Source organism: Myxococcus sp. RHSTA-1-4 (genome assembly GCF_020037125.1).
GTDB lineage: Bacteria > Myxococcota > Myxococcia > Myxococcales > Myxococcaceae > Myxococcus.
In genome coordinates this window covers 97,040-121,887 of the sequence record NZ_JAIQDG010000006.1, presented here as the reverse complement: position 1 = coordinate 121,887, position 24,848 = coordinate 97,040, and the positions used below count along the sequence as shown (strand labels likewise).

Genomic DNA, 24,848 nt, shown 5'->3' with positions numbered 1-24,848 from the left:
TCAGCGCACGCGGAAGAAGCCGGGGACGTTGACGCCGCCGGTGCCCGCGTCGGGCTGCTGGGCGCGCTCTGCCTCGGTGAGGGGGCGTAGCGGAGTTTCCAGGCCCAGGGCCTTGCGGCGCGCGGCCTCCTTCTCGGCGGCGAGCTGCAGGGCGCGCGCGTTGGACTCGGCCTGGCGCTCCGGTGTCGGGCCGGCGATGAGGAAGCCCACCGGCAGGCTCAGGAAGAGCGCGCTCACCACCACCAGCCAGCCGAGGTCCTTCCACTGGAGGGGGCCGACGCGCTCCTTCACCACGGAGCCCTGCACCACCAGCGAGAGCTGGCCCTCGGTGAGCCGGAGCGTCATGCCGTCCGTCAGCTCCACGGACGCGCGGCCGCCGGCCCCGCCCAGCTCCGTCCGGGGCACGGGGCCGAAGGCGTCTCCGTGCAGCTTGCGCTCCAGGCGCGCGGCGGGAGGCAGGTGGATGCGCCAGCCTCGCTCGGTGCGCTCGGCCAGGAGGAAGGGCTCCTCCGGGAGCGTGAAGCCATAGAGAGGCAGCGGGGCCTTCTCGTCCGCGGCGGCGTGGATGGCGGTCTGCTCGGCGCCATAGCTCCACGCCTCGGAGAGGTTGGTGCCCCAGTACAGCTCGCAGTACAGCCCGCCGCCCGTCTTGGTGCTCATCGCGCGTTGAAGCATAGGTCCTTCACCGGCCCTCGGCCGCTTGAAGTGTGGGGTGCCTGTCCGGCCCCTGGACAGCCGGGGAGGGGAGAAGGTTCCACGGTGGCGGGCGGTGGGATTCGCCTCTCAAGGAGGCGAGCGGGTGGCGGAGGCCGGCGTTGAGGCGTCCGGCGCCCCCATGCCACCCGGGAGCGTCCCCGCGTCCGGGGGAGCGGCCGCGGGTGCTGGCGCCCCTGAAGGAGCCGACGGCGTGGAGCCCGTCGCGGGTGCCGGTGCCGGCCGCTCCGGGAGCGCGCGGCGGATCTCCGCGCCCGCCATCACCACGATGGCCGCAGCGATGCCGAAGAAGCCCACCGTCTGCGCCACCGTCTCCACACGCGGGGGCAGTCTCCGGCCGCTCGCCGCCTCCACCATCAGCAGCACCACGCGGCCACCGTCCAGGCCGGGCACGGGGAGCATCGTCAGGAGCGCGAGCGCCACGGACGCGGCCACCAGGGCCCGCAGCAGCGAGTCCATTCCGGAAGACGCCGCGTCCGAGGACTCCTGCCGCATCAGCGCCCCCGGCCCCACCGCGCCCGCGCGCTCGGGGCCGCGCACCAGCCGCGCCAGCATGGACATTCCCTCGGCCGCCACGCTGCCGGTGTGTGCGAACGCGTGGCCCAGCGCCTCGCCCGTGCCGTGCGCGCGGTACACGTACTGCTGGCTCACGCCGATGCGGCCCGCGCCCCGCTCGTCCGGACGCGGGCGCACCTGCACCATGCGCTTCTCTCCCTGCCGCTCCACGCCCAGCTCCAGCGGACGGCCCGGAGCCGCCGCCACCTTCTCCACGAACTCCGACCAGCTCCCGAGCGGCTGCCCCGACACGCTGACGATGCGGTCTCCCGGCAGGAGCTGCGCCCGCGCCGCCTCCGAGCCGGGCTGCACCGTGCCCACCGTCAGCGGCACCACCACGTGCGTGCCGGACGTGTACAGCGCGATGAGGATGCCCAGCGCCAGCACGTAGTTGGCCAGCGGTCCCGCCAGGATGATGAGCATGCGCCGCAGCGGGCCCAGCACGCGGAAGCCGCCTGCCTCCGCCGCGTCCGCGCGGTGCGGATTCATCCCCTGCACGTGGGCGGTGGCCCCCAGCGGCACCGCGGCCAGCACGTACTGCGTGCCCCACAGCTGGAAGGACACCAGCGGCGGGCCGAAGCCGAACACGAAGCGGGGCACCTTCACGCCGAGCAGCCGCGCGGCGACGAGGTGCCCCAGCTCATGCAGGGCCAGGAGCGCCCCGAGGGCGAGCAGGACGAGCGCGTAGTGCATCCGGGTGCGTCACTCCCTACAGCTTCCGGCGCTGCCCGGTCTGCTTGTAGGCCAGGTAGTCGGAGAGGATGGTGCCGTGGTCGAAGCACAAGTCCTTCGGCAGCGCGCTCACGGGGAAGGCCCTGGCCTCCGCCGCGTCGTCCGCGCCCGCCGGCTCGCCCTCGGCCGTGCCGATGTAGACGGTGGAGAGGGTGTGCAGGCGTGGGTCCCTCTTCGGGTCCGAGTAGGTGAAGAACTGCTCCGTCAGCTTCACCTTCAGCCCCGTCTCCTCGAGCGCCTCGCGCACGGCCGCCGCCTCCAGCGGCTCGCCCTCGTCCACGAAGCCGCCGGGCAGCGCCCAGCCCACCGGCGGGTTCGCCCGGCGGATGAGGACGATGCGCTCACCGGACAGCTCGATGATGCAGTCCACGGTGGGCTTGGGGTTGCGGTATTCGGCCATGGCGCCGAGTGTAACCGCTGCCGCCACGATGCACTGCCTCCATTGCATGCCGTGGGGTATGGTGCGCGCCGTGTCTACCCTTGGACGCTTCCGCCTCCTCGTCCCCGCCCTGCTCGTGGTGGGCATGTCCGGCTGCCTGCCCTACGCCCAGGAGCAGGGGGACTATGTCTTCGACCCCGTGGAGATATACCGAGACGAATGCGGGCTGGCGGAGTCCAACCGGGAGCAGCTCCGCGGCACCCTCCAGATTACGGGCCGCGTCGTCCGCCTGGACTTCGACCTGCTGGACAGCGAGCTCATCGGCTACTTCCTCGACGAGGGAGAGGACTTCTCCATCGACGGCAGCGTGGTGAACGCCAGCACCCAGGTGCGGGGCCAGGAGTGTCTGCTGGACCAGGTGAACCTCCACCTGGAGGGCACGACGCAGTGCGAGACGCAGTTCGACGGCGTGCTGCGCGTGCGCTACGAGGCCCAGCAGCGCCCGGACGCGTGCGTCTGCGAGCTGTGGATGCGGTACGAAGCCGTCAAGGATTCGAAGCCCTGTGATTGAGCGTGCTTGAGACCTGGCTCGCGGGTTCCTAGAACAGAGGGGTGGTTGCCCATTCTGCGGAGGAGCCCATGGCTGAAACGCAGCACGAGATCAAATCGGTCCTGACGGAGACACGCGTCTTCCCACCCCCGGAGGCGTTCGCGAAGCAGGCCCACATCCGTGGCATGGACGACTACCGGCGGCTCTGGGACGAGGCCGCCAGGAATCCGGACAAGTACTGGGGCGACCGGGCCCGCGAGGAGTTGTTCTGGAAGGAACCCTTCCAGACGGTGCTGGACTGGAAGCCGCCGCACGCGCGGTGGTTCGTCGAGGGGCGCACCAACCTCGCGTACAACTGTCTGGACCGCCACCTGGCGAAGCGCCGCGACAAGGCCGCCATCCTCTTCGAGGGCGAGCCCGGAGACAGGCGGCGAATCACGTACGGCGAGCTGGCGGTGGAGGTGAACCGGCTGGCCAACGGCCTCAAGTCGCTCGGGGTGCGCAAGGGGGACCGGGTGGGCATCTACCTGCCCATGGTGCCGGAGGCCGCGGTGGCCATGCTGGCGTGCGCGCGCATCGGTGCGGTGCACTCGGTGGTGTTCGGCGGCTTCTCCGCCGAGGCGCTCCAGGAGCGCATGAACGACGCGGGCGCGAAGGTGCTGCTCACCGCGGACGGCGGCTGGCGCAAGGGCGCGGTGGTGCCGCTCCTGAAGAACGTGGAGGCGGCGCTGCCGAACATGACCTCCATGGAGAAGGTGGTGGTGCTGCGGCGCACGGGCGAGTCGCTGCCGCTGTCCGGCCCGAAGCTGATGGCGTGGGACGCGCTGGTGAAGGGCCAGTCCGACGCGTGCGAGCCGGAGTGGGTGGAGAGCGAGCACCCGCTGTTCATCCTCTACACGTCCGGCTCCACCGGGAAGCCGAAGGGCGTGCTGCACACCACGGGCGGCTACTCGGTGATGGCGTCCCTCACCACGCGCTGGGTGTTCGACCTGCGCGAGGACGACGTCTACTGGTGCACCGCGGACGTGGGCTGGGTGACGGGGCACAGCTACGTCGTCTACGGCCCGCTGATGAACGGCGTCACCACCGTCCTCTACGAGGGCGCGCCCACGCAGCCGGGGCCGGACCGCTTCTGGGAAATCATCGCGCGCTACAAGGCCACCATCCTCTACACCGCGCCCACCGCCATCCGCGCCTTCATGCGCCTGGGTGAGGAGCACCCGCGCAAGCACGACATGTCCTCGCTGCGGCTGCTGGGCAGCGTGGGTGAGCCCATCAACCCCGAGGCGTGGATGTGGTACCGCGACGTCATCGGCGGCGGCCGGTGCCCCGTCGTGGACACGTGGTGGCAGACGGAGACGGGCGCCATCATGATTTCGCCGCTGCCGGGGGCCACGCCCACCAAGCCCGGCTCGGCCACCTTCCCGCTGCCCGGCATCCACGCCGAAATCCTGGACCGCCAGGGCAACCCGGTGCCGAAGGGGCAGGGCGGCCTCCTCTTCGTCACCCGGCCGTGGCCCTCCATGCTGCGCACCGTGTACGGCGACCCGGACCGGTACGTGCGCACGTACTTCAGCGAGCTGCCCGGCAAGTACTTCACCGGCGACGGCGCGCGCACGGACGAGGACGGCTACTTCTGGCTGATGGGCCGCGTGGACGACGTGGTGAACGTGGCCGGCCACCGCCTGGGCACCGCGGAGGTGGAGAGCGCGCTGGTGGCGCACCCGCGCGTGTCCGAGGCCGCCGTGGTGGGCCGCCCGGACGAGCTGAAGGGCACCGCGCTGGTGGCCTTCGTCACGCTGAAGCAGGGCAACGCGCCCTCTCCGGAGCTGAAGAAGGAGCTGGCCACGCACGTGGCGAAGGAGATTGGCGCCATCGCCCGGCCGGATGAAATCCGCTTCGCCGAGGCGCTTCCGAAGACGCGCTCCGGAAAAATCATGCGCCGGCTGCTGCGCGACGTGGCCTCGGGCAACCAGTCCGCGCAGGACACCACCACGCTGGAGGACCTCAACGTCCTCGCCACGCTGCGGCAGAACGACGAATAACGCACCCTTCCTCGCACCTCGGGACGGGGGGACCCGTCAGGTCGCCCCGCCCTCCTTTGGACTACACGGCCCCGGAGCCTCCCAGTCAGTGGGCGGCCCCCGGGGCCGTTGTCGTTCCGCACCCGGTGAGGTCACCTTTGCCCTCTCTGGAGCCCGTCTGGAGTGTTCAAAGCCAGACAGCAGCCGAACGCCTGCTATGCTTGCTTGAGTCGCAGGGAAGCGCAGGTTTTCCCTCTGCGCAGCACATCCCGTAGAGTCGTGCCAAACGAATACAGCCGAGCCATCTGGGTAGCCGGGTTGACACTGGAAAGATGCAGAGGCATTAAATAGGGTCGTGCTCGCCCCCCGAGCGCCTTGCCTGTCGTCCCCAGCACCGCCTCCCTCCTCCCCCCGGACGTGCCTCATGGAACTCCGCGACCAGCTTGAATCCCCCCTCTTCACCCACTTCATCTCCGACTACGCACAGCCCGTCGGGCCGGACCTGTTGGGGAGGACGGAAGAGTTCTTCCAGTGGCAGGAGGCGCGGCGCCAGACGGGGCTGTGGCCCTACTCGCGGAGCCTGGAAGCGGCGCCCGAGGCGTCGTGCGGTGTTCGCAGCGAGACGGGCACGTGCCGCCAGGGCCTGAACTTCGGCTCGCAGGACTACCTGTCGCTGTCCACGCACCCGGAAGTGATTGCGACGGCCCACCGGGCCATCGAGCAGTACGGACTGCACAGCGCGGGCTCGGCGATGCTGGGGGGCAACACGGCGCCGTCGCTGATGCTGGAGAAGGCGCTCGCCGAGCACCTTCAGATGCCGCACGTGGCGCTGTTCTCGACTGGCTGGGGGGCCGGGTTCGGGACCATCGTCGGGCTGGTACGCCCGGATGACCACGTGGTGCTGGACGCGCTCAGCCACCAGTGCCTGCAGCAGGGGGCGATGGCCGCCACGCACAACGTGAGCCGCGTGCCGCACCTGAACAACCGCGCCATGCGCCGCAAGCTGCAGGAGATTCGCGCCCGCGACGCGCGCAACGGCGTGCTGGTCGTCACCGAGGGCCTCTTCTCCATGGACTCGGACGTGCCGCGGCTGGAGGAGCTCCAGGCCATCTGCCACGAGTACAACGCCACGCTGCTGGTGGACGTGGCGCATGACCTGGGCGCGCTGGGCCCCAAGGGCACGGGCAGCCTGGGCCTGCAGGACATGCTGGGGAAGGTGGACCTGGTGGTGGGCGCCTTCTCGAAGACGCTCGCGTCCAACGGCGGCTTCATGGCCACGCGCTCGCCGGCGGTGCGCCAGTTCGTGCGCGTCATGGGCGGGCCGCACATCTTCTCCAACGCGCTGCTGCCCGGCCAGGCCGCGGTGGTGCTGGAGGCGCTGCGCATCGTCCGCTCGGAGGAGGGCGAGGCGCTGCGCCTGAAGGCCCGGCAGAACAGCCTCACGCTGCGCGGCGCGTTCGCGGAGCACGGCATCGAGTGCCTGGGCGAGCCCTCCAACGTGGTGCCGGTGCCCGTGGGCGACGCGAAGGTGGCGCGCCTCGCCGCGAAGCTGGTGTTCGAGCGCGGCATCTTCGCCAACCTCGTGGAGTACCCGGCCGTCCGCCTGCGCGAGACGCGCTTCCGCATGCAGGTCATGTCCTCGCACACCGAGGAGCAGGTGCGGCAGGCCGCGGAGGTGGTGTGCGGCGCGATTGAAGAGGCCCGCGCGCTGGTGAAGGCCCGGACCCGTCCGTCCCGCGCGGCCCGGCTCGAGGAGCGGCTCCAGGCCGAGCTGTGACGGGAAGCGCTCCGCGCCCCTTCCGTCCGGGGCGCGGAGTGGAGGACCCGGGCCTTCCGCGCCCGGGCCGCCGCGCTCAGGTGTCGTCGCGGCTGGTGGCCCTCAGGTGGGTGACGTCACCCCAGGTCACCAGCCGGAGCGAGCCCTCGTGGTAGTCGAACTGGTTCCACCCCGCGTTGAGCACGGAGAAGGTGCGAGGCGCCTCCGGCGGAATGCCCAGGCTGTGGCGGAACAGGAGGCTGAGCACGCCGCCGTGGGTCACCACCACGATGCGCTCGCCCCGGTGACGGTTCCCCAGCTCGTGCAGGCACTCCACGGCGTGGCGGAGCCGCTGTGACGTGCTCTCCCCCTGGGCGACGACGTAGTCCGGCGCGCCCGCCGAGTACTCGGCGAACACGTCCGGGTGCCGCTGGCCCGCCTCTTCCCGCGTCAGCCCCTCGAGGATGCCCAGGCCCCGCTCGCGCAGCCTCGCGTCCGGGACGATGGCGTGGCCCGTGCGCGCGGCGATGCGCCTCGCCGTCTCCACGGCCCTGCCCAGGTCGCTGCAGTAGAGCGCGCTGAAGGACACGGACACCAGGCGCGCGGCGAGCGCGTCCGCCTGCCGCAGCCCCTCGGGGTTGAGTGCACTGTCCCGGTGCCCTTGCAAACGGCCCGTGGAGTTCCACTCCGTCTCTCCATGGCGGAGCAGGATGAGCTCGGTCTTCAACGCGACCTCTCCAGATGTGTAATCGCCTCTTCGAGCAGGGCGGCGACACCCCGGCGCACCACGTGCACCACCTTGTGGCTGTAGGCGGGGCCCCCGTGCGTGTAGTGCCCGCTCACCTTGTGGTGCAGCTCCGTGGCGCCCCACACCAGCACCAGGTCCGCCCAGTCCAAATCACTCCGCGCCCGGTCCGACGTGCGCCGCTCCGTGCCGTCCACCATGCGCAGCTCAATCTGGTGCCCGAGCTTCTGCTCCAGCTCCTCGCGCACCGCGGGCGAGCCGCCCACCACCACCACCTTGCTCACGCCGTGGCGGCGGCAGCTCTCCACGAAGGCGGCCTCCGCGCGCCGGTTGGCGGAGCCTCCGCACCGCGCGCAGTGGCTTCGCGGCTCCACGCGCAGCGGCTCGCGGCCGCTCGCCTGCGCCACCTTGAGGCACGCCCCGTCCGCGCAGACGAAGAAGAAGCGGCTGTCCAGGAGCTCGGCCGCCTTGAGCAGCTTGGGCTCGCTCATGCGCAGCTTGCCGGGGCGGGTGAGGCCCGCCTCCTCCAGCACCGCACGGGCGCGGGCACGGGCGTCCGGCAGGGTGATGCCCCGCGCCGCCATCCATCCGTCGATGTCCTGGTCCGAGCTCACGGTTCGGTCGTCGTCGGAGAAGGCATAGCGGGGAACAACTCCGTCTGCACGGCGGGAGGCGTGGAGGCGGTCCCCAGGCCGAGCGCCTCGCGCACCGGCCCGAAGCTGCGCCGGTGGATGGGCAGCACGCCCTTCTCGCGCAGCGCCTGCACGTGCTGCGGTGTCGGGTAGCCCTTGTGCGCCGCGAGCCCATAACCGGGGTAGCGCGCGTCCAGCTCCGTCATCAGCCTGTCGCGGGTCGTCTTCGCGATGACGGACGCCGCGGCGATGCTCATGGAGAGCGAGTCACCCTTGATGATGCCGCGCTGGGGCGCGGGGCACTCCGGAATCTTCCGCGCGTCCACCAGCACGAAGTCCGGCTTCAGCCCCAGCCCCTCCACCGCGCGGCGCATGGCCAGCAGGCCCGCGTGGTAGATGTTGATGCGGTCGATCTCCTCCACCTCCGCCTGGCCCACCGCCCACGCCACCGCGTCGCGCTTGATGGCCACGGCCAGCTCCTCGCGCTTCTCCGGGTCGACAATCTTCTTCGAGTCGTCCAGCCCCTTCAGCCGGTAGCCCTTGGGAAGCACGGCGGCGGCCGCCACCACCGGGCCGGCCAGCGGGGCCATGCCCGCCTCGTCCACGCCCGCCACGTGGGTCATCCCCTGCTCCCACAGCTCCACCTCGAACTTCAGCAGGTGGCGCAGGCGCTGGCCCTCGGCGCGGTTCTTCTCCTGCCGGGCGCGGATGCGGCGCGCGAGCTCCCGGGCGCCCCGCCGCGAGTCCGCGTCCAGCGCCTCCAGCAGGCCCGCGGGGACGGACTGCGCACAGGTGACGAAGCGCTCCGTCAGCTCGGAGAGCGCGCACTGGAGGAGCTGTTCCACGCTGTCTGCGGACATGATGATGACCTGGGGGCCTACCCTGGAGGTAGCGCGCCAGTCTTACCTCGTGGAGTGGGAACGCGGCGGCCGCCGGGACACGTTCCCCCAGCGGCCTGCACGGGGCCGCCCGGCTGGCGGGCCGCCCTGGAGGCAGGGAGGGGAGGACGCGTGGGCCGGCGGGCATGACGCATGGCGACAGCCGTACCTCAGCCCGAGGGTCCAGCACAACCACCCCGCTCGGGAAGGCCCCCGCGGAGGGGGCCTGGGGCCCGGGGCTTCCGGACGCTACGGGTAGAGCTGGAGCTGGAGGGCGCCGGGCTCCGGCAGGCAGTTGCAGGCGTCGCACATCCACTCCACGCGCTCGGCGGAGGACACCCTGGCGCCCGCGCTGGCCACCACGCGCAAGGGGCTGGGCGCGAGCGACTCGTTGATGGCGGTGGTGACGCCGTTCTCGTCGGTGATGCCGGTGATGCTCACGTTCGACGACAGGTTGGTGGCCGTGACGATGGCGCCACGCACGCGGGCTCCCTCCGCCGTCACCACCTCCACCCGCAACGACACCCACTCCGCCTGGCAGTCCTCGCCGCCGCGCTCCATGCGCGGGGCGTCGTCACATGCCGCGAGGAGACCGATGCCGATGAGCCATGAGAACCAACGCGCCCGAGCCATGATGCCGTCGAAGGTGGTGCTCGCATCGACGCGTGGCAACGCCCGTGTCAGTCGGCCGACGGAGGTACGCGCTCGCGTGCGAAGCGCGCCGCGCCGGAGTCCGGGTAGCGGTGAATCACGTAGCGGTAGACCTCTTCCGCGCGCGTGGTGTCCTGCATCTTCTCTCCCAGCACACGCGCCAGAAGTACCAACGCACGGGGCGCGGTGGGGTCATCTGGCGCCACATCTGCCGCGGACTCCAACGCCTGTACCGCCAGTGGGAAGTTTCCTTCCACGGCCGCGGCCTGGCCGATGAACAGGTGGTGCTCCGGAGGGACACGCGCCTTCGGTTGTCCTCTCAACGTCGCATACAGGGCCATGGCCTGGGGGATGTCGCGCGACTCCACCGCCGAGGCCAGCGCGGAGAGCCCCTCGCTCGCGGCGCGCTGCTCGGTGTCCTGGAACTCGACGAGCGTCGCGCCGTCGGGTGCCTCGGGGAACGGCGCGTCCTCGCGCATGGGCGGCGCGGCCAGGCGGGGCCGGGTGTTGCCCAGCACGGGCTCCAGGTAGTCACGGTCCGCGCCGTACCCCAGCGAGTCCCCCCGCACGTACAGCAGCAGCCCCAGCACGTGCGCCGCGGTGAACGGGGCAATCAGCGTGACGGCCTCCGCCAGCACGCGCGAGACGACGAACAGGTCCAGCGCCCGCAGCCCGAACGCCACGGTGTGCGTCGCCAGGTGCACCACGCCCAGCAGCGCGAGCACGCCCGCAATCACCAGGTAGTCGCGGCCCAGCCCCTTCACCATCCGCAGCACCCGAGGCACGTGGATGATGGCCGACGGCGGCATGCCCGCCGCGGTGACGAGGAGCGCCAGCGGCAGCCACACCGCGCCCAGCAGCAGCAGCAGCCAGAGCACGGGGTCGCTCATCAGCCCAGGGGGCATGGCATCCCCCGTCAGGATGAAGCCGAGCGTGCTCCAGCCGGTGTTCCCCGGGCGCAGGAAGCCGACGTAGAGGAGCGCCGGCATCCAGACGAGGGTGGAGGCCGTCAGCCCGCGGAGGCCGGGGACGATGCCGTCGCGGAAGAACTCGATGAACTCCGGCGTGTCCAGCTCCATCTCCCCCCGGGACGTGTCTCGCACCAGGGTGAAGAAGGTCGCCCAGAACATGCTGCCGTACAGCGCCAGGGGCAGCGGCTTGAGGAAGATGACGACCATCTCCAGCAGGAACGCCAGGAAGGCCAGCGTGAGGCCCACGGCCACCAGCACCTGGAGCCCGGAGGGGGTGAAGACGTAGCGCCAGGCGTCCTTCAGCCGCGTGGCCAGGGGCGTGCGCCGGCGGTGGGCGAGGATGGGCGAGGCGCCGCTCCCACAGAGGCCGCACCCCACCAGCTCCACCGTCTGCGCGCGCCGTCCCACGGCGCAGTCCGGGCACAGCGCCGCCGCGCAGGACTGGCAGCGCCAGCCGGCGGGAGCGCGTGGGTGCTGCTTGCAGAAGGGAGCCGGCGAGTCCGCGTCCAGGACGTCCGAGGCCAGGGCGTTCATCGCCCGGGAGATTACGTCGTGCCGGGGGCCTCGTCCCAGGGGGCGCCGAGCCACGCCTGGTATGCCGCCTTCTGCGCGTCCGTGGGCCGCTCCACCCGCGAGAGCCAGACGGCCTCCGCGGGTTTCTGTCCCAGCACCACCGGCACCTCCATCAGCCTGTCCCGGCGGAACACCGTCACCCGCACCAGCTCCCCCGGCCTGCGGTCCTCGCACCGGCTCAGCAGCCCGGCGCCGTCCACCTTCCAGCCGTCCAGCGCCACCACGTCATCCTCGGCGTAGAGGCCGGCCTCCTGCGCGGGCGAGCCCTCCAGCACCACGCTGACCGTGGCGCTCCCCTTGAGGGTGACGCCCAGCCACCCCTTCGGCCGGGCCTCGCCGCCCTTGCCCTTCGGCGGCGGGGTGCCGCCCTTGTCGCTGGTGGACTCGCGCGGGCGGAAGCCCGGCTCCAGTCCCACGTGCGAGAAGACGGAGTAGTCCAGCTCCTCCGTGGTGCGCAGCGCCCGGTCGAAGAAGGGCGTCAAGTCGATGCCCGCCACCTCGCTCGCCGCCGCCTCCACGCCATCCTCGGGCACGCCGGAGCCGTCGCCGTACCGCTGCCACAGGAGGCGCATCACGTCGTCCAGGCTCTTCGCGTCCGACGTCGCCCGGCGGATTTCCAGGTCCAGCAGCGCCGAGACCACCTCGCCCTTGAGGTAGTAGGAGATGGCGCTGTTGGAAGAATGCTCGTCCGGCCGGTAGTGCTTCACCCAGCTCACCAGCGACGCCTCGGCCAGCGTCTGCACGCGGCGCCCGGGCGTGGAGTGCAGGTGGGTGAGCGTCTCGCCCAGGCGGGTGAGGTAGCGCTGCGCGGACATCAGCCCCGCGCGGCGCACGAAGAGGTTGTCGTAGTACGCGGTGGAGCCCTCGAAGGCCCACAGCAGCGAGGTGTAGTTCTCCTGCGAGTAGTCGAAGGGCACCAGCGCCCGGGGCTTCACCCGCTTGATGTTCCACAGGTGGAAGTACTCGTGCGCGGCCAGCGTGAGCAGGTCCTCCCAGCCGCGCGAGCTGGACAGCCCGGCGCGGGGGAAGAGCAGGGCGGTGCTGGCCTGGTGCTCCAGCCCGCCCCGGCCCTTGTCCGTCAGGTACAGCAGGAAGAGGTAGCGGGGGACGGGCAGCCCGCCGTACATGCGCGCCTGGGCCTCGCAGATGCGCTGCAGGTCCGAGCACAGCCGCTCCGCGTCCGGCACGCTGTCGCCCCAGACCACCACCTCGTGCGGCACGCCCGCGGCGGTGAAGGTGAGCGGCGTGTGCGGGCCCACCTCGAAGGGGCTGTCCACCAGCACGTCGTAGTCCGGCGCGATGAAGGACTCCTCGCGCTGCCCCAGCGCGCAGAACGTCCGCCAGCCCTGCGGCGCGTCCACCGTGACGTGGTGCTCCAGGTGGCGCGTGGCCTCCGTGTAGAGGAAGACGGAGGCGCCGTTGAAGTACGCGTGCGTGCCGTCCAGGTGGCTGGTGCGCACCGTCAACTCGTTGGCGTAGACGCGGTAGCGCAGGGTGACGGCGCGCCCGCCCGCCTGGACGCGCCAGGTGCGCTTGTCCACGCGCCGCACCGGCAGCGGCGCGCCGTCCGGGCCGGACGCGCTCAGCTCCTGCACGTGCCGGGAGAACTCGCGCACCAGGTAGCTGCCCGGCGTCCACACCGGGAGCACGGCGTCGAGCGCCTCCGGCCCTTCCGGAAAGGTGGCCTCCACCTCCAGGAGGTGCGTGTGCGGCCGGGGTATGGAGACGCGGTAGCGGACGGCTGGGGGCATGGCCGGAGACTCTCTCTGCCTGGAAGGCTATTTCGCGCGGACGAGGACGGCACCGAAGAAGCCGTCGGTGCCGTGCGTGTGAGGCGCGAGGCGCAGGAACGGGCCGGGGCCCAGCTTCGCGCCCAGCTCCGGGCCCAGCAGCTCCGCCACGGGGCGCACGGTGAAGTCGGGGTGCTTGGACAGGAAGTCCTCGATGACGGCCTCGTTCTCCTCGCGGAGCACGCTGCACGTGCCGTAGATGAGGCGGCCGCCCGGCTTCACCAGCAAGGAGAAGCGCGACAGCAGCGCCTTCTGCCGGCCCACGTGCATCTCCAGGTCCTCGGGCGTGAGGCGGTAGCGCGCGTCCGGCTTGCGGCGGAAGGTGCCGGTGCCGCTGCACGGCGCGTCCACCAGCACGCGGTCCGCCTTGCCCTTCAGCGGCTCCAGCGCGGCGTCCGCCTCCGGGCCCTCGTGGGGGATGAGCTGGACGCGCACGTTGTGCACGCCGGCGCGGCGCGCGCGCTTGCGGAGGTCCTCCATGCGGCGCTCGTCCACGTCCAGCGCGTGCAGGTCGCCGCGGTTCTTCATCTGCGCGGCGAGCTGCAGCGTCTTGCCGCCCGCGCCCGCGCAGGCGTCCACCACGCGCGTGGGCGGCGCGTCCACCAGCATGCCGAGCAGCTGGCTGCCCTCGTCCTGGAGCTCCAGGAAGCCCTCGCGGAAGCTCTCCAGCGAGAAGACGTTGAGACGCGACTCCAGCACCAGGCCCATGGGAGACAGCGGCGTGGGGGCCGTCTGCACGCCCTCGGCCTGCAGGCGCTTCGCCAGCGCGTCGCGGTCGCCCTTGAGGAGGTTGGCGCGGGCGACGAGGGGGGCGCGCTCGTTCATCGCCTCGGCGGCGCGGGCGGCGTCACGGCCGAACTGCGCGCGGAAGCGCTCGGCGAGGAAGTCCGGCAGCGAGGCGGCGATGGGGAAGCGCTCCTTCTCCGGGAGGGCCTCCAGCACGGCGGCGGCCTCGGGGAGGGCGCCCAGGGCCGCGGCGTCCGCGGGGCCCAGCGCGCTGGTGCGCACCACCGCGTCGAGCGGCTCGCCGTAGAGGACGCGGGAGGCGGCCAGCCGCAGCACGTCCTGGCGCGTCTTGTCGAGGGAGTCGAGGCGCGGGTGCGCGCGCGACAGGAGGAAGTCCACCGTGCGCTGGCGGCGCAGCAGGCCGTAGACGCGCTCGGCCACGGCGCGGCGTTCGTTGGAGTAGAGGTTCTTCTTGTGGCGCAGGACGAAGTCGAGCGCCCGGTCCGAGAGGCGGCCCTCGTGGCGGATGGCACCGTAGGCCTCGAGGCACGCCTGGAGGACGAGGTCCTCGCGCAGGGGGCGCTCGTAACGCTCGGGGTGCCTGGCGCGCTCGGTGGGAGAGACGCGCTGCGGCCGCTCGGAACGTTCCGGCCGCTCGGCGCGGCGCGGGTGCTCGGGGCGCTGCGGGCGCTTGGAGGACGAGGGCTTCTTCCCGGGCCTGTCGGCGGAGGACTTCGGCGGGGCAGGGCGGGATTTGCGTTTCATGGCCATGGCGGGATGCGGCTTTGCATTCCCCGGGCCGGATTGACAAGCGCGGAAAGCAAACCCGGGTGGGGTCTCGGCCTCCCAGGGGGCGCGGGGGCCCTCTCCCGGTGTTGCTGGCGAGGCCCTGGGGGGGGATGGGGCCGCTACCGGCGGCGCCGGCGGACCAGCCCGGCCACCAGCAGGCCCAGGGCGGGGACGAGGGCCGCCGAGGGGCTCGCGGTGCAACCACCACCACCGCCGGAGCCGCCGTCGCTCGAGGTCTCATCCCCGGGCAGGGTCGGCCGGCTGTCCGGAACCGCCGGGTCCTGGGGGCTCACCGGCGTCCCCGCCGCCGACACCCGCACGGTGGCGGTGGCCGTCTGCATCTGCGTGCCTTGCGTGGACGTGGCCGTCACCGTGTAGTTGCCGGCCTGCGCATAGGTGTGCTCCACCGACTCGCCCTCGGCCGAGCCGCCGTCCCCGAAGTCCCACGTCACCTTCGAGCCCGCCACGGGCGGGGTGGCGCGGAAGAGCGCCCGGTGCGGGGCCACGCCGCGCTCGCCCTCGACGGTGACGCTCAGCGTGCCCGCCGGGGGCTGCTCCTGCGGGGGCAGGTCCTTGCTCAGCGTGAAGCTGTCCAGCACCTTGCCGTCCGTCGTCACCAGCTTCGCGGCGAGGGTGCCGTCCACCACCTGCACGTCCAGGAAGCCATGGGCGTTGTCGTCGCGGACGACGCTCCAGTCCGGCCGGGCGCCGGAGAAGGCGCGCAGGGACGCGCCGCCGCCGCCCACCACGAGGTAGGGGATGCCCGTCTGGTCCGCGCCGGCGATGGCGTCTCCATTCATGGGCTTGCTGCGCTCGTAGTTGTGGTCATGCCCGGTGAGGACCAGGTCCACGCCGTACTGCTCGAAGACGGGCGCGAAGTTGCGGCGCATGGCGAGCTGCGAGCCGTGCTCGCCGCTGGACCAGGGCGGGTGGTGGAAGAAGACGACCTTCCACGGCTGCGTGGTGCCCGCAAGGTCCTTCTCCAGCCACGCCTTCTGCTCGTCCAGCGCGCAGCGGTCCGCCGACGCCAGGCCGATGGCGCAGTTGGAGTCGAGCGCCACGAAGTGCACGTGCCCCCAGTCGAACGAGTAGTAGCGCTCGCTGTTCGCCGGGTTGTTGGAGGGCAGGTAGAGGTTGTCCAGGTACGGCTGCCCCTGGTTCGTCACGTACTCGTGGTTGCCCAGCGACGCGAAGAGGGGCACCTCGGACAGCAGGGCCGCCATCGGCTCGAAGAGGTTGCTCTGGATTTCCGACTCCGAGCCGGACGAGTAGGCGTTGTCGCCCAGCGCCACGAACAGCTCCGGCCGCGCCGCGAGCATGGCCGCGGCCACCTTCTTCTGGTCCGAGCCGCCCGTGCCGAAGTCACCCACCGCCGTGAAGTGCACGCTGCGCGTCCCGGGCACCGGCGCGGTGCGGAAGCGCTTCGCGGGCGTCACCTTGCCGCACGCATCCACCACGTAGGTGTATTCCGTGCCGGGCTTCAGCCCCGTCAACACCACGGCGTGGATGCGGCCGGTATCCGGGGAATCGGCCGTCTGCTCGGTCGTCCCCTCGCCATACCGCACGGCCGCCGGGCAGTCGGCCTCGAGCCGGAAGGCGACCGTGGCCGTGTCCGGACCCACCTTCTGCAGATAGGGGTCTCGGGGCCCGATGCCCGCGCACGCGACGCCCGTCAAGAGCGTCAGTGCCGCCACCAGGGGCACGAAGGGGAAGGTTGATTTCCGGTGCATGAAGCCTCCTCCCGAACCATTTCGGGACGGAGGCCCAACCGTCTATTTCCCGACGTTCATCCAGCCGCCGGATGTGAAGAGGCTGGCGGCGGGGCGGGCCTTCGCACGCCCGGCGCCTGCCCGCGCGGCCGCGGCTTCGCTACTTCTTCACGTCGTAGGAGGACAGCTCCTCGAGGCGCTCACCCTCCTCGCGAATCTTCCCCACGCCCGGCGCGAGCCAGTAGTAGCGGACCTTGTCCGCCTTCACCTCGCCCTTGTCGTTGAGCTTGTCGCGCTGGACCTTGATGACGTTGGTGAAGGTGCCCGCCTTCGTCCGCACCGTCAGGCCCTGCTCGACCACGCGCCAGTTGTACGTCGGGTCCGTGTTCTGTCGCGAGCCATCCCCCAGCACCGTCAGCTCCTGCACCTCGCTCTGATAGGTCCAGGGCAGCGACTCCGGCACGCGGGCCAGCGACTTCACGGTGGCCGGGGACCAGGTCGTGGTGCGCACCGGGTTTCCGTCCTTGTGGTCCTCCTCACGCAGGCGTACCACCAGCCCGTTGGTCAGCTCGAGCTGCCACGAGTACTCCTCGTAGACCACGCCGCTGAGGAGGCGGTCCTGGCGGCTGTGCACCAGCGTGGCCGTCATCTTCCCCTGCGTGTCCGGCACCTCGCGCTGGCCCAGCACCGTCACGTGCTTCTGGAAGTCCCCGTGGACGGGGTCCTTGATGTCGTAGACCCAGGTGGAGCCCGCCGTCAGCGGCCACAGGCTCGCCGGCCTCGCGGGCGGGTCCTCCGGGTCACCGCTCGGACCCGGGTCATCCGGGGGCACAGGGTCCCCCGGCAGGTCGATGCTCCCGTCCGGGTTCGTCGTCGGAGGCTCCCGCGAGTCCGCCCCCGGACCTGGAGGCAGGCTGCCCCCGCCTCCACACGCCACCAGCATCCACCCCGCCGCGAGCGCGGCCACCCACCTGCGCGTCATACCATGTCCTCCCGTGGCCCCTTCGGGCTCACCGCCGTCCACCGCAGGCCCCTGAGGGGCGCTCCCTCCGTCTGCCCCAGCGCCTCCGCCAGGGAGCCCGGCTCCGGCTCCTCCACTTCCAGCTCCACCCGCCGCCCGCCGAAGTCGAGCGCGCAGCTCTTCACCATGACGTTGCGCGCACCCAGCGCCCGGCGCAGCGTGGCCTCCGCGCCCACCAGGTCATCCGCCTGCGCCGACACCAGCAGCCGCTGCTTCGGCGCGCTTTTCTCCTCGCGGTTGAACAGGTCCAGCACCCACAGCAGCGCCGCCACGAACAGCGTGCCCATGCCCGCAAGCCCCAGGCTGCCGTGGCCGCATGCCATGCCCAGGCCAATCATCAGGAAGAGGATGGCCGCGTCGCGCGGGTCCTTCAGTCCCGAGCGGAAGCGCACGAAGCCGCCCAGGCCCACCAGCCCGAAGGCCTTGGCCAGGCTGTCGCCGATGACGGCGGTGATGACCGCCGCCGCGGCGCACAGCAGCACCTGCGCCTGAATCATCTCCGCCTTGGGCAACGGGCGCCGCATGAGCAGCCGCCAGGGCCGCAGCGACAGCACCGCGCCGATGAGCGCCGCCGCCAGCATGCGCGGGAGAATCGCCGCCACCGGCACCGTGCTGAGCTCGGACTTCGCGCCTGCGAACAATGACGAGAAGGGGTCCATGGTCACCGGGTCCTAGAGCTCCACCTGGGAGAGGGTCTCCGGACGGTGCACGCGGGTGGCCGTGGCCGTGCCGTGCCTCGCGGTGGCGATGACGGTGTACGCGTTGCGCAGCACGGGCAGCCGGCCCGGGTGCGCCGCCAGCACGCGGTCGATGAGCGCCCGCGCATGCGGCCCCAGCGCCAGGCCCTTCAGCGAGGACAGCACGGTGGCCGGCCACCGGTCCGCGTACGCCACGCGCAGCTTCCATGCGCGCGGGTCGTCCAGCCCGTCCACCGAGTCCAGCGCCTCCTTCGTCAGCGGCGCGCCCTGCTCGCGCAGAGCCCAGGACTCCTCCGTGGTGAGGCCGGTCAGCGAGCGCAGCACCAGCTTCAGGGCCTTGCCCGCGAGGGACTCGCGCAGGCCACGCGCCAGCGGCGTGTCCAGGCCCATGGTGCTGCGCAGCACCGCCAGCCGGTCCTGCGGCAGCAGCACCTCGCGAAGCGCGTCCGCGCGCTCGGTGGCGAGTCCGCCCAGGCTGCGCGCCACCTCCGCGTACAGCTTGCGCTGCATGCCCGCCTCGCGCACCCGCCACGCCTCGTCGCCGTCCACCCCGGCCAGGCCGGACAGCACCTCCGCGAGCCGGCCGTCCCGCATGCCGCGCTCGCGCAGCGCCCACGCCTGGGGCGAGCTGTCCCGCTTGAGGCCCGACAGCACCTCCTCCGGCGCCCGCGGGTACAGGCGCTCACGCAGCATCGTCGCCCGCGCGGACGTGAGGCCGCCCAGGCTGGAGGCCACCTCCACGGGCGCCACCGGTGCCAGCACGTCGCGCAGCGTCCAGGCCGCCTCGTCGTCCAGCCCGGCGAGGCCGCGCGCGGTGAGGGCGGGGAAGCGCTCCGTGTAGACGAGCCGCCGCTGGTGCGCGGGCAGCCCGGGCAGTCCGCCCACCATCCACACCGCCAGCGCCGGCTCGCGCACCTCCACCGAGTCCAGCGCGAGGAAGAAGCGCTCCTCCGCGTCCTCCACCGTCGCCGGCTCGGCCGGGAGCGTGGACGGCGCGGGGACGATGCGCTGCACCGGCACCTCGCGCCCCTCCAGCCGCGCCACCACCGCGTCCACCAGCCGCTGCTCCAGCACTCGCAGCGGCACGTCGTTGTTCTCCAGGATGAGCCAGCGCCGCGGGTCCCCGCGCGCCATGTCCAGGAAGGCCTCTCGCACCCGCACCGCCAGGCCCGCGCCGGCCAGGCCCTTGCGGCTGTCGCCGTCCTGGGCACGCGCGCTCTGCAGCTTGCCCAGGCGCTTGCGCCAGCGCGCCAGGTCCGGGTCCACGTCCACCAGGACGACCAGGTCCGGCCACAGCCCCTGCGAGGCCAGCTCGCACGCGGGCAGCAGCTCCGACATGGGCAGCCCCCGCCCGCCGCCGCTCAGCGCGAGCTGCGAGTACAGGTAGCGGTCGGTGATGCACACCTCGCCCCGGCGCAGCGCGGGCGCCACCACCTCGTCCAGTTGCTGCGCGTCACGCGCCAGGTTGAGGAAGAACTCGGTGCGTGGCGACATCTCCAGCAGCCGCGAGTCGCGCGTCAGCTCCCGGACGCGCCGGGCCGCGGGCGCCTGCAGCTCACCCCCCTCCCGCGCATGCGCCACCCGGTAGCCGAGCCGCTTGAGCCCCGCGGCCAGCAGGTTGGAGAGCGTCGTCTTGCCGCTGCCGTCAATCCCCTCGAAGTCGATGAACACGGTGCCCTATCCCCCTGCGGCCCCATCGCTGGCGAAGGCGTGAACCCTCGCCATGCCTTCCGCGAACTTGCTGTATGCCGGCGCTCCGCCCGGGTTGAGCGATGCCAGCCACTCGGGCAGCTCGTGCCCGAGGTGCTTCACCTCCACCACCACGCGCCCGTCGCGTGAATGGGGCGGCCCCAGCCGCTCGGCCGTCAGCGCGAGCTGCGACAGCGCCAGCTCCGGCGTAATCGTGTGGAAGCCGATGTCCCGGTCCACCGTCACCCGCCACGCCTCGGTGGCCTGGTACACGTGCCGCTTGTAGGTCACCGCCAGCACCGGGACGAGGCTGCCCCCGGCGAAGAGCGGCAGCAGGCTGGCGCCGCCGCCGCGCATCACCCGGCCCAGCTCCGTGCGGGGCACCCACACCCGGCGCTTCTGCGTGAGGCCATGCCGCTCGCGCTTCACCTCCAGCACCACCCGCTGCACGCCGCCGGCGCCCAGGTCCGGCGAGTACTCCTTGGTGCGGACCTTGAGGCAGTCGTCCGGCGTGCGCAGCGCGCGCGACGCCAGCGGGCAGCCCGGCCGGTCGAAGTAGACGGAGACGATGCGCGTGGGAGGGGGCAGGTGCCCCCCCAGTTCCCGTGACAGCCGCCCGCACAGGGCGAGCGCCGTTTCCTCCTCCAGCACCAGCTTGAACTCACGCCGGAGCCTGGTGACTTCCCCCTCGGCGAACGAGAGCATGGTCGTGTCTCCGCGCTCAGAAACGGGTGGCGAGCTGCAGCGAGTACTCGAGCGCGGCCGTCTCATCCCCCGGACGCAGCGCGCGCTCCGCCTGGAACTGCGCCTTGAAGCGGTCTCCCAGGAGGAGGTTCAGGCCGCCCACCAGCGCGTGGCCCTTGCCCTCCACGTCACCGCGAAGCTGGAGCGCCTCGAAGCCCGCCAGCGGCTGGAGCGCCCACTGTCCGCTGCCCACCGGCAGCGTGTAGTGCGTCAGCAGGAGCTGCGCGGTGAAGGGGCCCAGCGGCAGCCGGCCCATGACGGCCTCGCCCGCCAGCGCCAGCCCGCCCAGCCGCAGCTCCGCGTCCGCGGAGTACGCGTTCCGCTTCGCGACATCCCAGGCCTCCGCCACGTAGCCGCTCATTCCCACGGTGAGCGCCTTGAAGGGGCGGATGCTCACCCGCGCCGCCGCGTCCTCCTTCAGCCGCATCCCGGTCTCGTCCTCGCCGCCCTCGAAGACGCCCGCGGACACCTTCAGGCCCCACACGCCCTTCAGCCGCACCTCGCCCATCAGCCCCAGCCGGCGCCCGCCGAGCTGATGCACGTCCGTCAGGTAGTCCTCCACCAGCCCGCGCCCCTGGATGGGGAGGTCCCACGAGGACTCCAGCGTGCGCTGGAGGAAGGGCGACTTGAACTGGCCGCCATACAGCCGGAAGCGCTTCGAGTCGTCCGACAGCCGCACGAAGGCGTCCTTCAGCAGCGAGTTGTCCGCCAGGTCCGCCGTCACCTCCGCCTCCAGGTTGGACAGCGACGTGCTCACCCCCACGCGCGCGGAGGGGATGCTCAGCGAGCGCGCGTACTTCTGGCGCTCGTCCGCGCTGGCCCTGGCGTACACCCGGCCGAAGACGCGCACGTCCGCCAGCTCCTCCTCGGGCGTGTCGTCCACCGCGTCGGGGTTCTCGCCCAGCGACTCGCTCCGGGCCTCGCCCGGCTTCGCCTTCTTCTTCTTGCCCTTCTTCTCCGCCGACGGCTCGGCGGCCTTGCCCGGCACCGGGCCCACGGGCGACACCTGCTCTCCGGGCACACCCTTCACTGGCACTGCTTCCGCCAGCGCCTCCTCCATCCCCTCGCCCGTGTCGTCGCCCGTGGGCCCTTCCGTGGCCGCGTCGGCCGTGACGCCACCCTCGTCCCCCTCCACCCCATCCACCACACCGCCCGAGAGCGTGTCCTCCGTGGTCTCCGTGCCGGAGACCTCCTGCTCCCGGGCCGGAGTTCCAGCGCCCGCGAGCGCCGGCATGCCCAGGAGGACCGCGGCGAGAAGGCCCCGCCTCGAAGACTCATCCAACCTCCACCCGCCCATTTCCCTCGCCTCCCCGCCGCAGCCGGAAGGCACCGTGTGCAACACGGGTGCCCGTCCGGAGGTCGTCGGGTGGTGGACGGATTTCGCGCGGAGGAGGCCTGAAACGGCCGTCACATGGCCGTCACCGCTCCGTCACAGGGAACCAAAGTTCCCTCTTCCGGGGCAGGCGGGCCTGTAGAAAGTCCGTCGCTCGGAAGGACTTACTGGCCGGACGGCGAATCCGCCGGTGGGGTGGGGGACGCGCCGGAGTCCGTCGCGGCGCCGGGCGTGGGTTGTGTCCCTGGTGGCGCGTCGGCGGGGGCGGGCTGTGTCTCCGGCGCCGGGCCGCGGATCCGCCGCAGGGCGCCGCGCACCCCGAGTCCCAGCGCGGTGCCAGCCGCCACGATGATCATCCCCCAGCCCAGGCCGCGAGGCAGGGGCGGCTCCATCACCGGGACGCGGGCGGTGAGCACCTTCAGGTGCGTGTGGCGGTAGCGGACCTCCAGCTCCCAGATGCCGGGCGTGTCGGGGACGAGCTCGGTATGCCAGTTCACCCCCTGCCGGGTCAGGGTCCGCGTCACCTGGGCCGGGGCCCCCTCCTGGTGGAAGGTGAGGGTGAGGGGGCCGTCGAACTCGGGACCCTGGAAGTTGCCCACATGCAGTGACAGGGTGAGCGGCTCACCGGCCTTCGGCTGGGCGGGGTGAATGGTACCCTGGAGCCGCTCCTCGGCGTCCGCCCAGCGCAGCTCCAGCAGGTCTCCCCGGCGCTCCACGCGGATCTGATCATTCGAGGGCGCGGCAAGGGCCAGACCGGCCGCCAGCAGGCAGCCAACCAGTGCCCATCCCGATTTCCTCGCGAGTCGCCTTTGCCTCGGAGTCGGGTGTCCTCTAAGATGCCGTGCCCTGACGCATTCCACCTGAGCTGCTCCCCGCGGCCGAAGTCCCGGGATGAACCCTCAATCATTCGGGAAATACCAGCTTCTGAAGAAGCTCGCCACGGGCGGCATGGCCGAGGTCTGGCTCGCGCGCCAGATGGGCATCGAGGGGTTCCAGAAGAACCTCGTCGTCAAGCGCATCCTTCCGCACCTCGCGGAGGACCGTGAGTTCGTGGAGATGTTCCGGAACGAGGCGCTGATCGCCGCGCGCTTCAACCACCCGAACATCGCCCAGGTCTACGAGTTCGGCGAGGCCAACGGGACCTACTACATCGCCATGGAGTTCATCCACGGCGAGGACCTGGGCCGGGTGATGCGCAAGGCGGCCAGCACCGGCCAGTGGGTGGCCCGGCCGCTGGCCATCCGCATCGTCGCCGCCGCGTGTGAGGGCCTGCACTACGCCCACAGCCGCACGGACGATGCGGGCCGGCCGCTGCGCGTGGTGCACCGCGACATCTCGCCGCAGAACATCCTCATCAGCTTCGACGGCTCGGTGAAGCTGGTGGACTTCGGCATCGCCAAGGCGGCGGATCAGGCGTCGCTGACGAAGTCCGGCGCCATCAAGGGCAAGTTCGCGTACATGGCGCCGGAGCAGGCCGCCGGCAAGCCGCTGGACGCGCGCGCGGACATCTTCGCCATCGGCCTGGTGCTGTACGAGTTGCTCACCGGCCACCGGCCGCTGAAGCGCGACTCCGAGCTGGCCACGCTCCAGGCCGCCATGATGTGCGACATTCCCCCGCCGTCGCAGGTGGCGGACGTGCCGGAGGACATGGACCCGGTGGTGATGCGGGCCATCGCCAAGAACGCGGACGACCGCTACCGGGACGCGCGCCAGTTCCAGTTGGCGCTGGAGGAAATCCTCGTCGGGCAGCGCTGGGTGGCGGGCTCGGTGCAGATCTCCGAGCTGATGGAGACGCTCTTCGCGGACCGGCTGGCCGATGAGAAGGCCCAGGGCCAGGTCGTCCCGGTGGACGAGGACTCCGCCAGCTCCGGCACGCCCCAGCCGCCGCCGCCGCCGCAGGAGCGGGGCCGGAGCAAGTCCTCCGCCGCCGCGGACATGAACTGGGAGGCGCCGCCGGGCGAGCCCTCGCATCGCGAGCGTCCTCGCGGCTCGTCCTCGCGCCCCTCGCAGCCCCCGCGCCGCTCCGCGCCGGCGGCCGCGCCGGTGGTGGAGCCCGAGGACCCCGCCGAGTGGGAGGCCCCGTCGGGCATGCACGAGGCACCGGCCCGCCGCCGGACGTCCTCGGAGGCCGTGCGGCGCCCGTCCAACCCCAACGCCACGCAGGTGGCGCGCACGAACTCGCGCTCGGACCTGACCCGCGCGCCTTCGGGCGAGACGCCGCTTCCACCGCGCCGCTCCAGCACGCGAGCCCCCGTGGTGGATGACGACGTCGACACGCTGCCTCCACCGCCGCCGTCGCGCTCGCGCGCCAACCTGAGCGCGGTGGCGGCGCGCGCGCCCCGCGAGGAGGACGACGACGACGAGCGCACCCTCCTTCCGCCTCCGCCGGAGCCCGCTCCCGCGCCCCGCCGCCGCACGGGCATGCAGTCCGCGGTGGAGGCGCCGCGCCGGCGTACGTCCAGCCGCGTGGACAGCCGGGCGGAGATGCCGGAGCCGCCGCCGCGCCGCTCCTCGGGCATCGCTCCGGCGGCGCGCGCGGATGACGAGCTGGACCGCGCCATCCAGGCCGACTCGCAGCGCACGCGCCGGAAGATGGCCACCCGCAACGTGGCCATGGTGGGCTTCATCGTCGGCCTGCTGGCCGTGGTGTTCGTCTTCCACAAGCCCATCCTCGCGGTGCTCAACAACAAGGCGGTGGACGGGCAGGGCGTGCACGTCACCGTCAACACCAACGAGCGGGTGAGGGTGTCCGTGCGCCACAACCCGGAGTGCCGCAGCGACCAGCCGGTGACGGAGCTGGGCTACACGCCGCTGACGCTGGCCTCCGGCGCGCACCTGCAGGACACGCTCATCCTGGAGAACGAGCAGCAGGGCATCTACAAGGAGGACAGCGAGACGCTGGCCTTCGGCGAGCCGGGCCAGCCCAAGGTGGTCACCTACGAATTCCGCCGGGGCCACCTCCAGCTCACGCTGAAGCCGGACGGGCTGCGCGGCATCACCGTGCGGCGCGGCGGGCAGGACGTGGGCACCTACTCGGGCGGCAAGTTCCTGAAGATTGAACTGATGGAGGGCCGCCAGAAGCTGGAGCTGAGCGGGGGCCCGCTGAAGGAGCCGTTCCTCTTCGAGGTGGAGATAAAGCCCGGCGTCATCATCAAGGAGACGCAGGACCTCTCCGCCTTCGTGGGCTGA

The 24,848-nt window shown here is 72.1% G+C and carries 21 protein-coding genes; 4 read left to right on the top strand and 17 right to left on the bottom strand.

The genetic code is table 11. From position 1 onward, the window contains the following. The 3 genes from K8638_RS11240 to K8638_RS11230 form a co-directional block, all read right to left on the bottom strand. Positions 1–675 (bottom strand): hypothetical protein, encoded by a 675-nt coding sequence (locus K8638_RS11240; RefSeq protein WP_223754466.1) that lies wholly within the window; start codon positions 673–675, stop codon positions 1–3. 108 nt (positions 676–783) lie between these two features. Continuing rightward, positions 784–1,962: an RIP metalloprotease gene (locus tag K8638_RS11235; protein ID WP_223754465.1), complete on the bottom strand. Its 1,179-nt coding sequence runs from the start codon at positions 1,960–1,962 to the stop codon at positions 784–786. Positions 1,963–1,978: 16 nt separating this feature from the next. Continuing rightward, positions 1,979–2,401 (bottom strand): NUDIX hydrolase, encoded by a 423-nt coding sequence (locus K8638_RS11230; protein ID WP_223754654.1) that lies wholly within the window; start codon positions 2,399–2,401, stop codon positions 1,979–1,981. 70 nt (positions 2,402–2,471) lie between these two features. On the opposite strand from K8638_RS11230, the gene K8638_RS11225 reads away from it, so the two are divergent. The 3 genes from K8638_RS11225 to K8638_RS11215 all read left to right on the top strand — a co-directional run bounded on the left by K8638_RS11225 (position 2,472) and on the right by K8638_RS11215 (position 6,731). Beyond that, positions 2,472–2,951: a hypothetical protein gene (locus K8638_RS11225; RefSeq protein ID WP_370643951.1), complete on the top strand. Its 480-nt coding sequence runs from the start codon at positions 2,472–2,474 to the stop codon at positions 2,949–2,951. Between the two features lie 68 nt (positions 2,952–3,019). Further along, the gene (gene acs, locus K8638_RS11220) at positions 3,020–4,975 is read left to right on the top strand and encodes an acetate--CoA ligase (protein WP_223754464.1); all 1,956 of its coding nucleotides are present in this window, start codon (positions 3,020–3,022) and stop codon (positions 4,973–4,975) included. Between the two features lie 403 nt (positions 4,976–5,378). Then, entirely contained in the window at positions 5,379–6,731 is a 1,353-nt protein-coding gene (locus tag K8638_RS11215; protein ID WP_223754463.1) for an aminotransferase class I/II-fold pyridoxal phosphate-dependent enzyme, read from the top strand. 76 nt (positions 6,732–6,807) lie between these two features. On the opposite strand, the gene K8638_RS11210 is transcribed toward K8638_RS11215, so the two are convergent. From K8638_RS11210 to K8638_RS11145, 14 genes are all read right to left on the bottom strand, one after another. Then, a complete protein-coding gene (locus K8638_RS11210; protein ID WP_223754462.1) occupies positions 6,808–7,437 on the bottom strand; it encodes a histidine phosphatase family protein in 630 nt (209 codons plus the stop codon). Continuing rightward, the gene (locus K8638_RS11205; protein WP_223754461.1) at positions 7,434–8,069 is read right to left on the bottom strand and encodes a hypothetical protein; all 636 of its coding nucleotides are present in this window, start codon (positions 8,067–8,069) and stop codon (positions 7,434–7,436) included. Before K8638_RS11205 ends, K8638_RS11210 begins: the two co-directional genes overlap by 4 nt. Then, positions 8,066–8,947: a ribonuclease HII gene (locus tag K8638_RS11200; protein WP_223754460.1), complete on the bottom strand. Its 882-nt coding sequence runs from the start codon at positions 8,945–8,947 to the stop codon at positions 8,066–8,068. The genes K8638_RS11205 and K8638_RS11200 overlap by 4 nt, the downstream gene beginning before the upstream one ends. Positions 8,948–9,214: 267 nt before the next feature. Continuing rightward, on the bottom strand, positions 9,215–9,598 hold the full coding sequence (locus K8638_RS11195) for a carboxypeptidase-like regulatory domain-containing protein (RefSeq protein WP_223754459.1): 384 nt from the start codon (positions 9,596–9,598) through the stop codon (positions 9,215–9,217). A 47-nt stretch (positions 9,599–9,645) separates the two neighbouring features. Continuing rightward, entirely contained in the window at positions 9,646–11,121 is a 1,476-nt protein-coding gene (locus K8638_RS11190) for a tetratricopeptide repeat protein (protein ID WP_223754458.1), read from the bottom strand. An 11-nt stretch (positions 11,122–11,132) separates the two neighbouring features. Further along, positions 11,133–12,911, bottom strand: coding sequence for a M61 family metallopeptidase (locus tag K8638_RS11185; RefSeq protein WP_223754457.1), 1,779 nt, complete (start codon positions 12,909–12,911; stop codon positions 11,133–11,135). 27 nt (positions 12,912–12,938) lie between these two features. Further along, entirely contained in the window at positions 12,939–14,441 is a 1,503-nt protein-coding gene (locus K8638_RS11180; protein WP_223754456.1) for an RsmB/NOP family class I SAM-dependent RNA methyltransferase, read from the bottom strand. Between the two features lie 143 nt (positions 14,442–14,584). Continuing rightward, positions 14,585–16,195 (bottom strand): metallophosphoesterase, encoded by a 1,611-nt coding sequence (locus K8638_RS11175; protein WP_223754455.1) that lies wholly within the window; start codon positions 16,193–16,195, stop codon positions 14,585–14,587. A gap of 139 nt (positions 16,196–16,334) precedes the next feature. Then, the gene (locus K8638_RS11170; RefSeq protein WP_223754454.1) at positions 16,335–17,156 is read right to left on the bottom strand and encodes a hypothetical protein; all 822 of its coding nucleotides are present in this window, start codon (positions 17,154–17,156) and stop codon (positions 16,335–16,337) included. Next, positions 17,153–17,854, bottom strand: coding sequence for a DUF4956 domain-containing protein (locus K8638_RS11165; RefSeq protein ID WP_223754453.1), 702 nt, complete (start codon positions 17,852–17,854; stop codon positions 17,153–17,155). Before K8638_RS11165 ends, K8638_RS11170 begins: the two co-directional genes overlap by 4 nt. A 12-nt stretch (positions 17,855–17,866) precedes the next feature. Next, entirely contained in the window at positions 17,867–19,564 is a 1,698-nt protein-coding gene (tmk, locus tag K8638_RS11160) for a dTMP kinase (protein WP_223754452.1), read from the bottom strand. A 6-nt stretch (positions 19,565–19,570) separates the two neighbouring features. Next, the gene (locus K8638_RS11155; protein ID WP_223754451.1) at positions 19,571–20,287 is read right to left on the bottom strand and encodes a VTC domain-containing protein; all 717 of its coding nucleotides are present in this window, start codon (positions 20,285–20,287) and stop codon (positions 19,571–19,573) included. Positions 20,288–20,303: 16 nt separating this feature from the next. Continuing rightward, complete coding sequence (locus K8638_RS11150) at positions 20,304–21,560, bottom strand: hypothetical protein (protein WP_370643950.1); 1,257 nt, start codon at positions 21,558–21,560, stop codon at positions 20,304–20,306. A 263-nt stretch (positions 21,561–21,823) separates the two neighbouring features. Then, complete coding sequence (locus K8638_RS11145) at positions 21,824–22,375, bottom strand: hypothetical protein (RefSeq protein WP_223754449.1); 552 nt, start codon at positions 22,373–22,375, stop codon at positions 21,824–21,826. A gap of 175 nt (positions 22,376–22,550) precedes the next feature. On the opposite strand from K8638_RS11145, the gene K8638_RS11140 reads away from it, so the two are divergent. After that, positions 22,551–24,848: a serine/threonine-protein kinase gene (locus K8638_RS11140; protein WP_223754448.1), complete on the top strand. Its 2,298-nt coding sequence runs from the start codon at positions 22,551–22,553 to the stop codon at positions 24,846–24,848.

Excerpts from the sequence above, each read along its gene's own strand:
- K8638_RS11240 (WP_223754466.1), bottom strand. The coding sequence starts at position 675 with ATGCTTCAACGCGCGATGAGCACCAAGACGGGCGGCGGGCTGTACTGC.
- K8638_RS11235 (WP_223754465.1), bottom strand. The coding sequence starts at position 1,962 with ATGCACTACGCGCTCGTCCTGCTCGCCCTCGGGGCGCTCCTGGCCCTG.
- K8638_RS11230 (WP_223754654.1), bottom strand. The coding sequence starts at position 2,401 with ATGGCCGAATACCGCAACCCCAAGCCCACCGTGGACTGCATCATCGAG.
- acs (WP_223754464.1), top strand. The coding sequence starts at position 3,020 with ATGGCTGAAACGCAGCACGAGATCAAATCGGTCCTGACGGAGACACGC.
- K8638_RS11215 (WP_223754463.1), top strand. The coding sequence starts at position 5,379 with ATGGAACTCCGCGACCAGCTTGAATCCCCCCTCTTCACCCACTTCATC.
- K8638_RS11200 (WP_223754460.1), bottom strand. The coding sequence starts at position 8,947 with ATGTCCGCAGACAGCGTGGAACAGCTCCTCCAGTGCGCGCTCTCCGAG.
- K8638_RS11195 (WP_223754459.1), bottom strand. The coding sequence starts at position 9,598 with ATGGCTCGGGCGCGTTGGTTCTCATGGCTCATCGGCATCGGTCTCCTC.
- K8638_RS11190 (WP_223754458.1), bottom strand. The coding sequence starts at position 11,121 with ATGAACGCCCTGGCCTCGGACGTCCTGGACGCGGACTCGCCGGCTCCC.
- K8638_RS11185 (WP_223754457.1), bottom strand. The coding sequence starts at position 12,911 with ATGCCCCCAGCCGTCCGCTACCGCGTCTCCATACCCCGGCCGCACACG.
- K8638_RS11180 (WP_223754456.1), bottom strand. The coding sequence starts at position 14,441 with ATGAAACGCAAATCCCGCCCTGCCCCGCCGAAGTCCTCCGCCGACAGG.
- K8638_RS11175 (WP_223754455.1), bottom strand. The coding sequence starts at position 16,195 with ATGCACCGGAAATCAACCTTCCCCTTCGTGCCCCTGGTGGCGGCACTG.
- K8638_RS11170 (WP_223754454.1), bottom strand. The coding sequence starts at position 17,156 with ATGACGCGCAGGTGGGTGGCCGCGCTCGCGGCGGGGTGGATGCTGGTG.
- K8638_RS11165 (WP_223754453.1), bottom strand. The coding sequence starts at position 17,854 with ATGGACCCCTTCTCGTCATTGTTCGCAGGCGCGAAGTCCGAGCTCAGC.
- K8638_RS11155 (WP_223754451.1), bottom strand. The coding sequence starts at position 20,287 with ATGCTCTCGTTCGCCGAGGGGGAAGTCACCAGGCTCCGGCGTGAGTTC.
- K8638_RS11150 (WP_370643950.1), bottom strand. The coding sequence starts at position 21,560 with ATGCCGGCGCTCGCGGGCGCTGGAACTCCGGCCCGGGAGCAGGAGGTC.
- K8638_RS11140 (WP_223754448.1), top strand. The coding sequence starts at position 22,551 with ATGAACCCTCAATCATTCGGGAAATACCAGCTTCTGAAGAAGCTCGCC.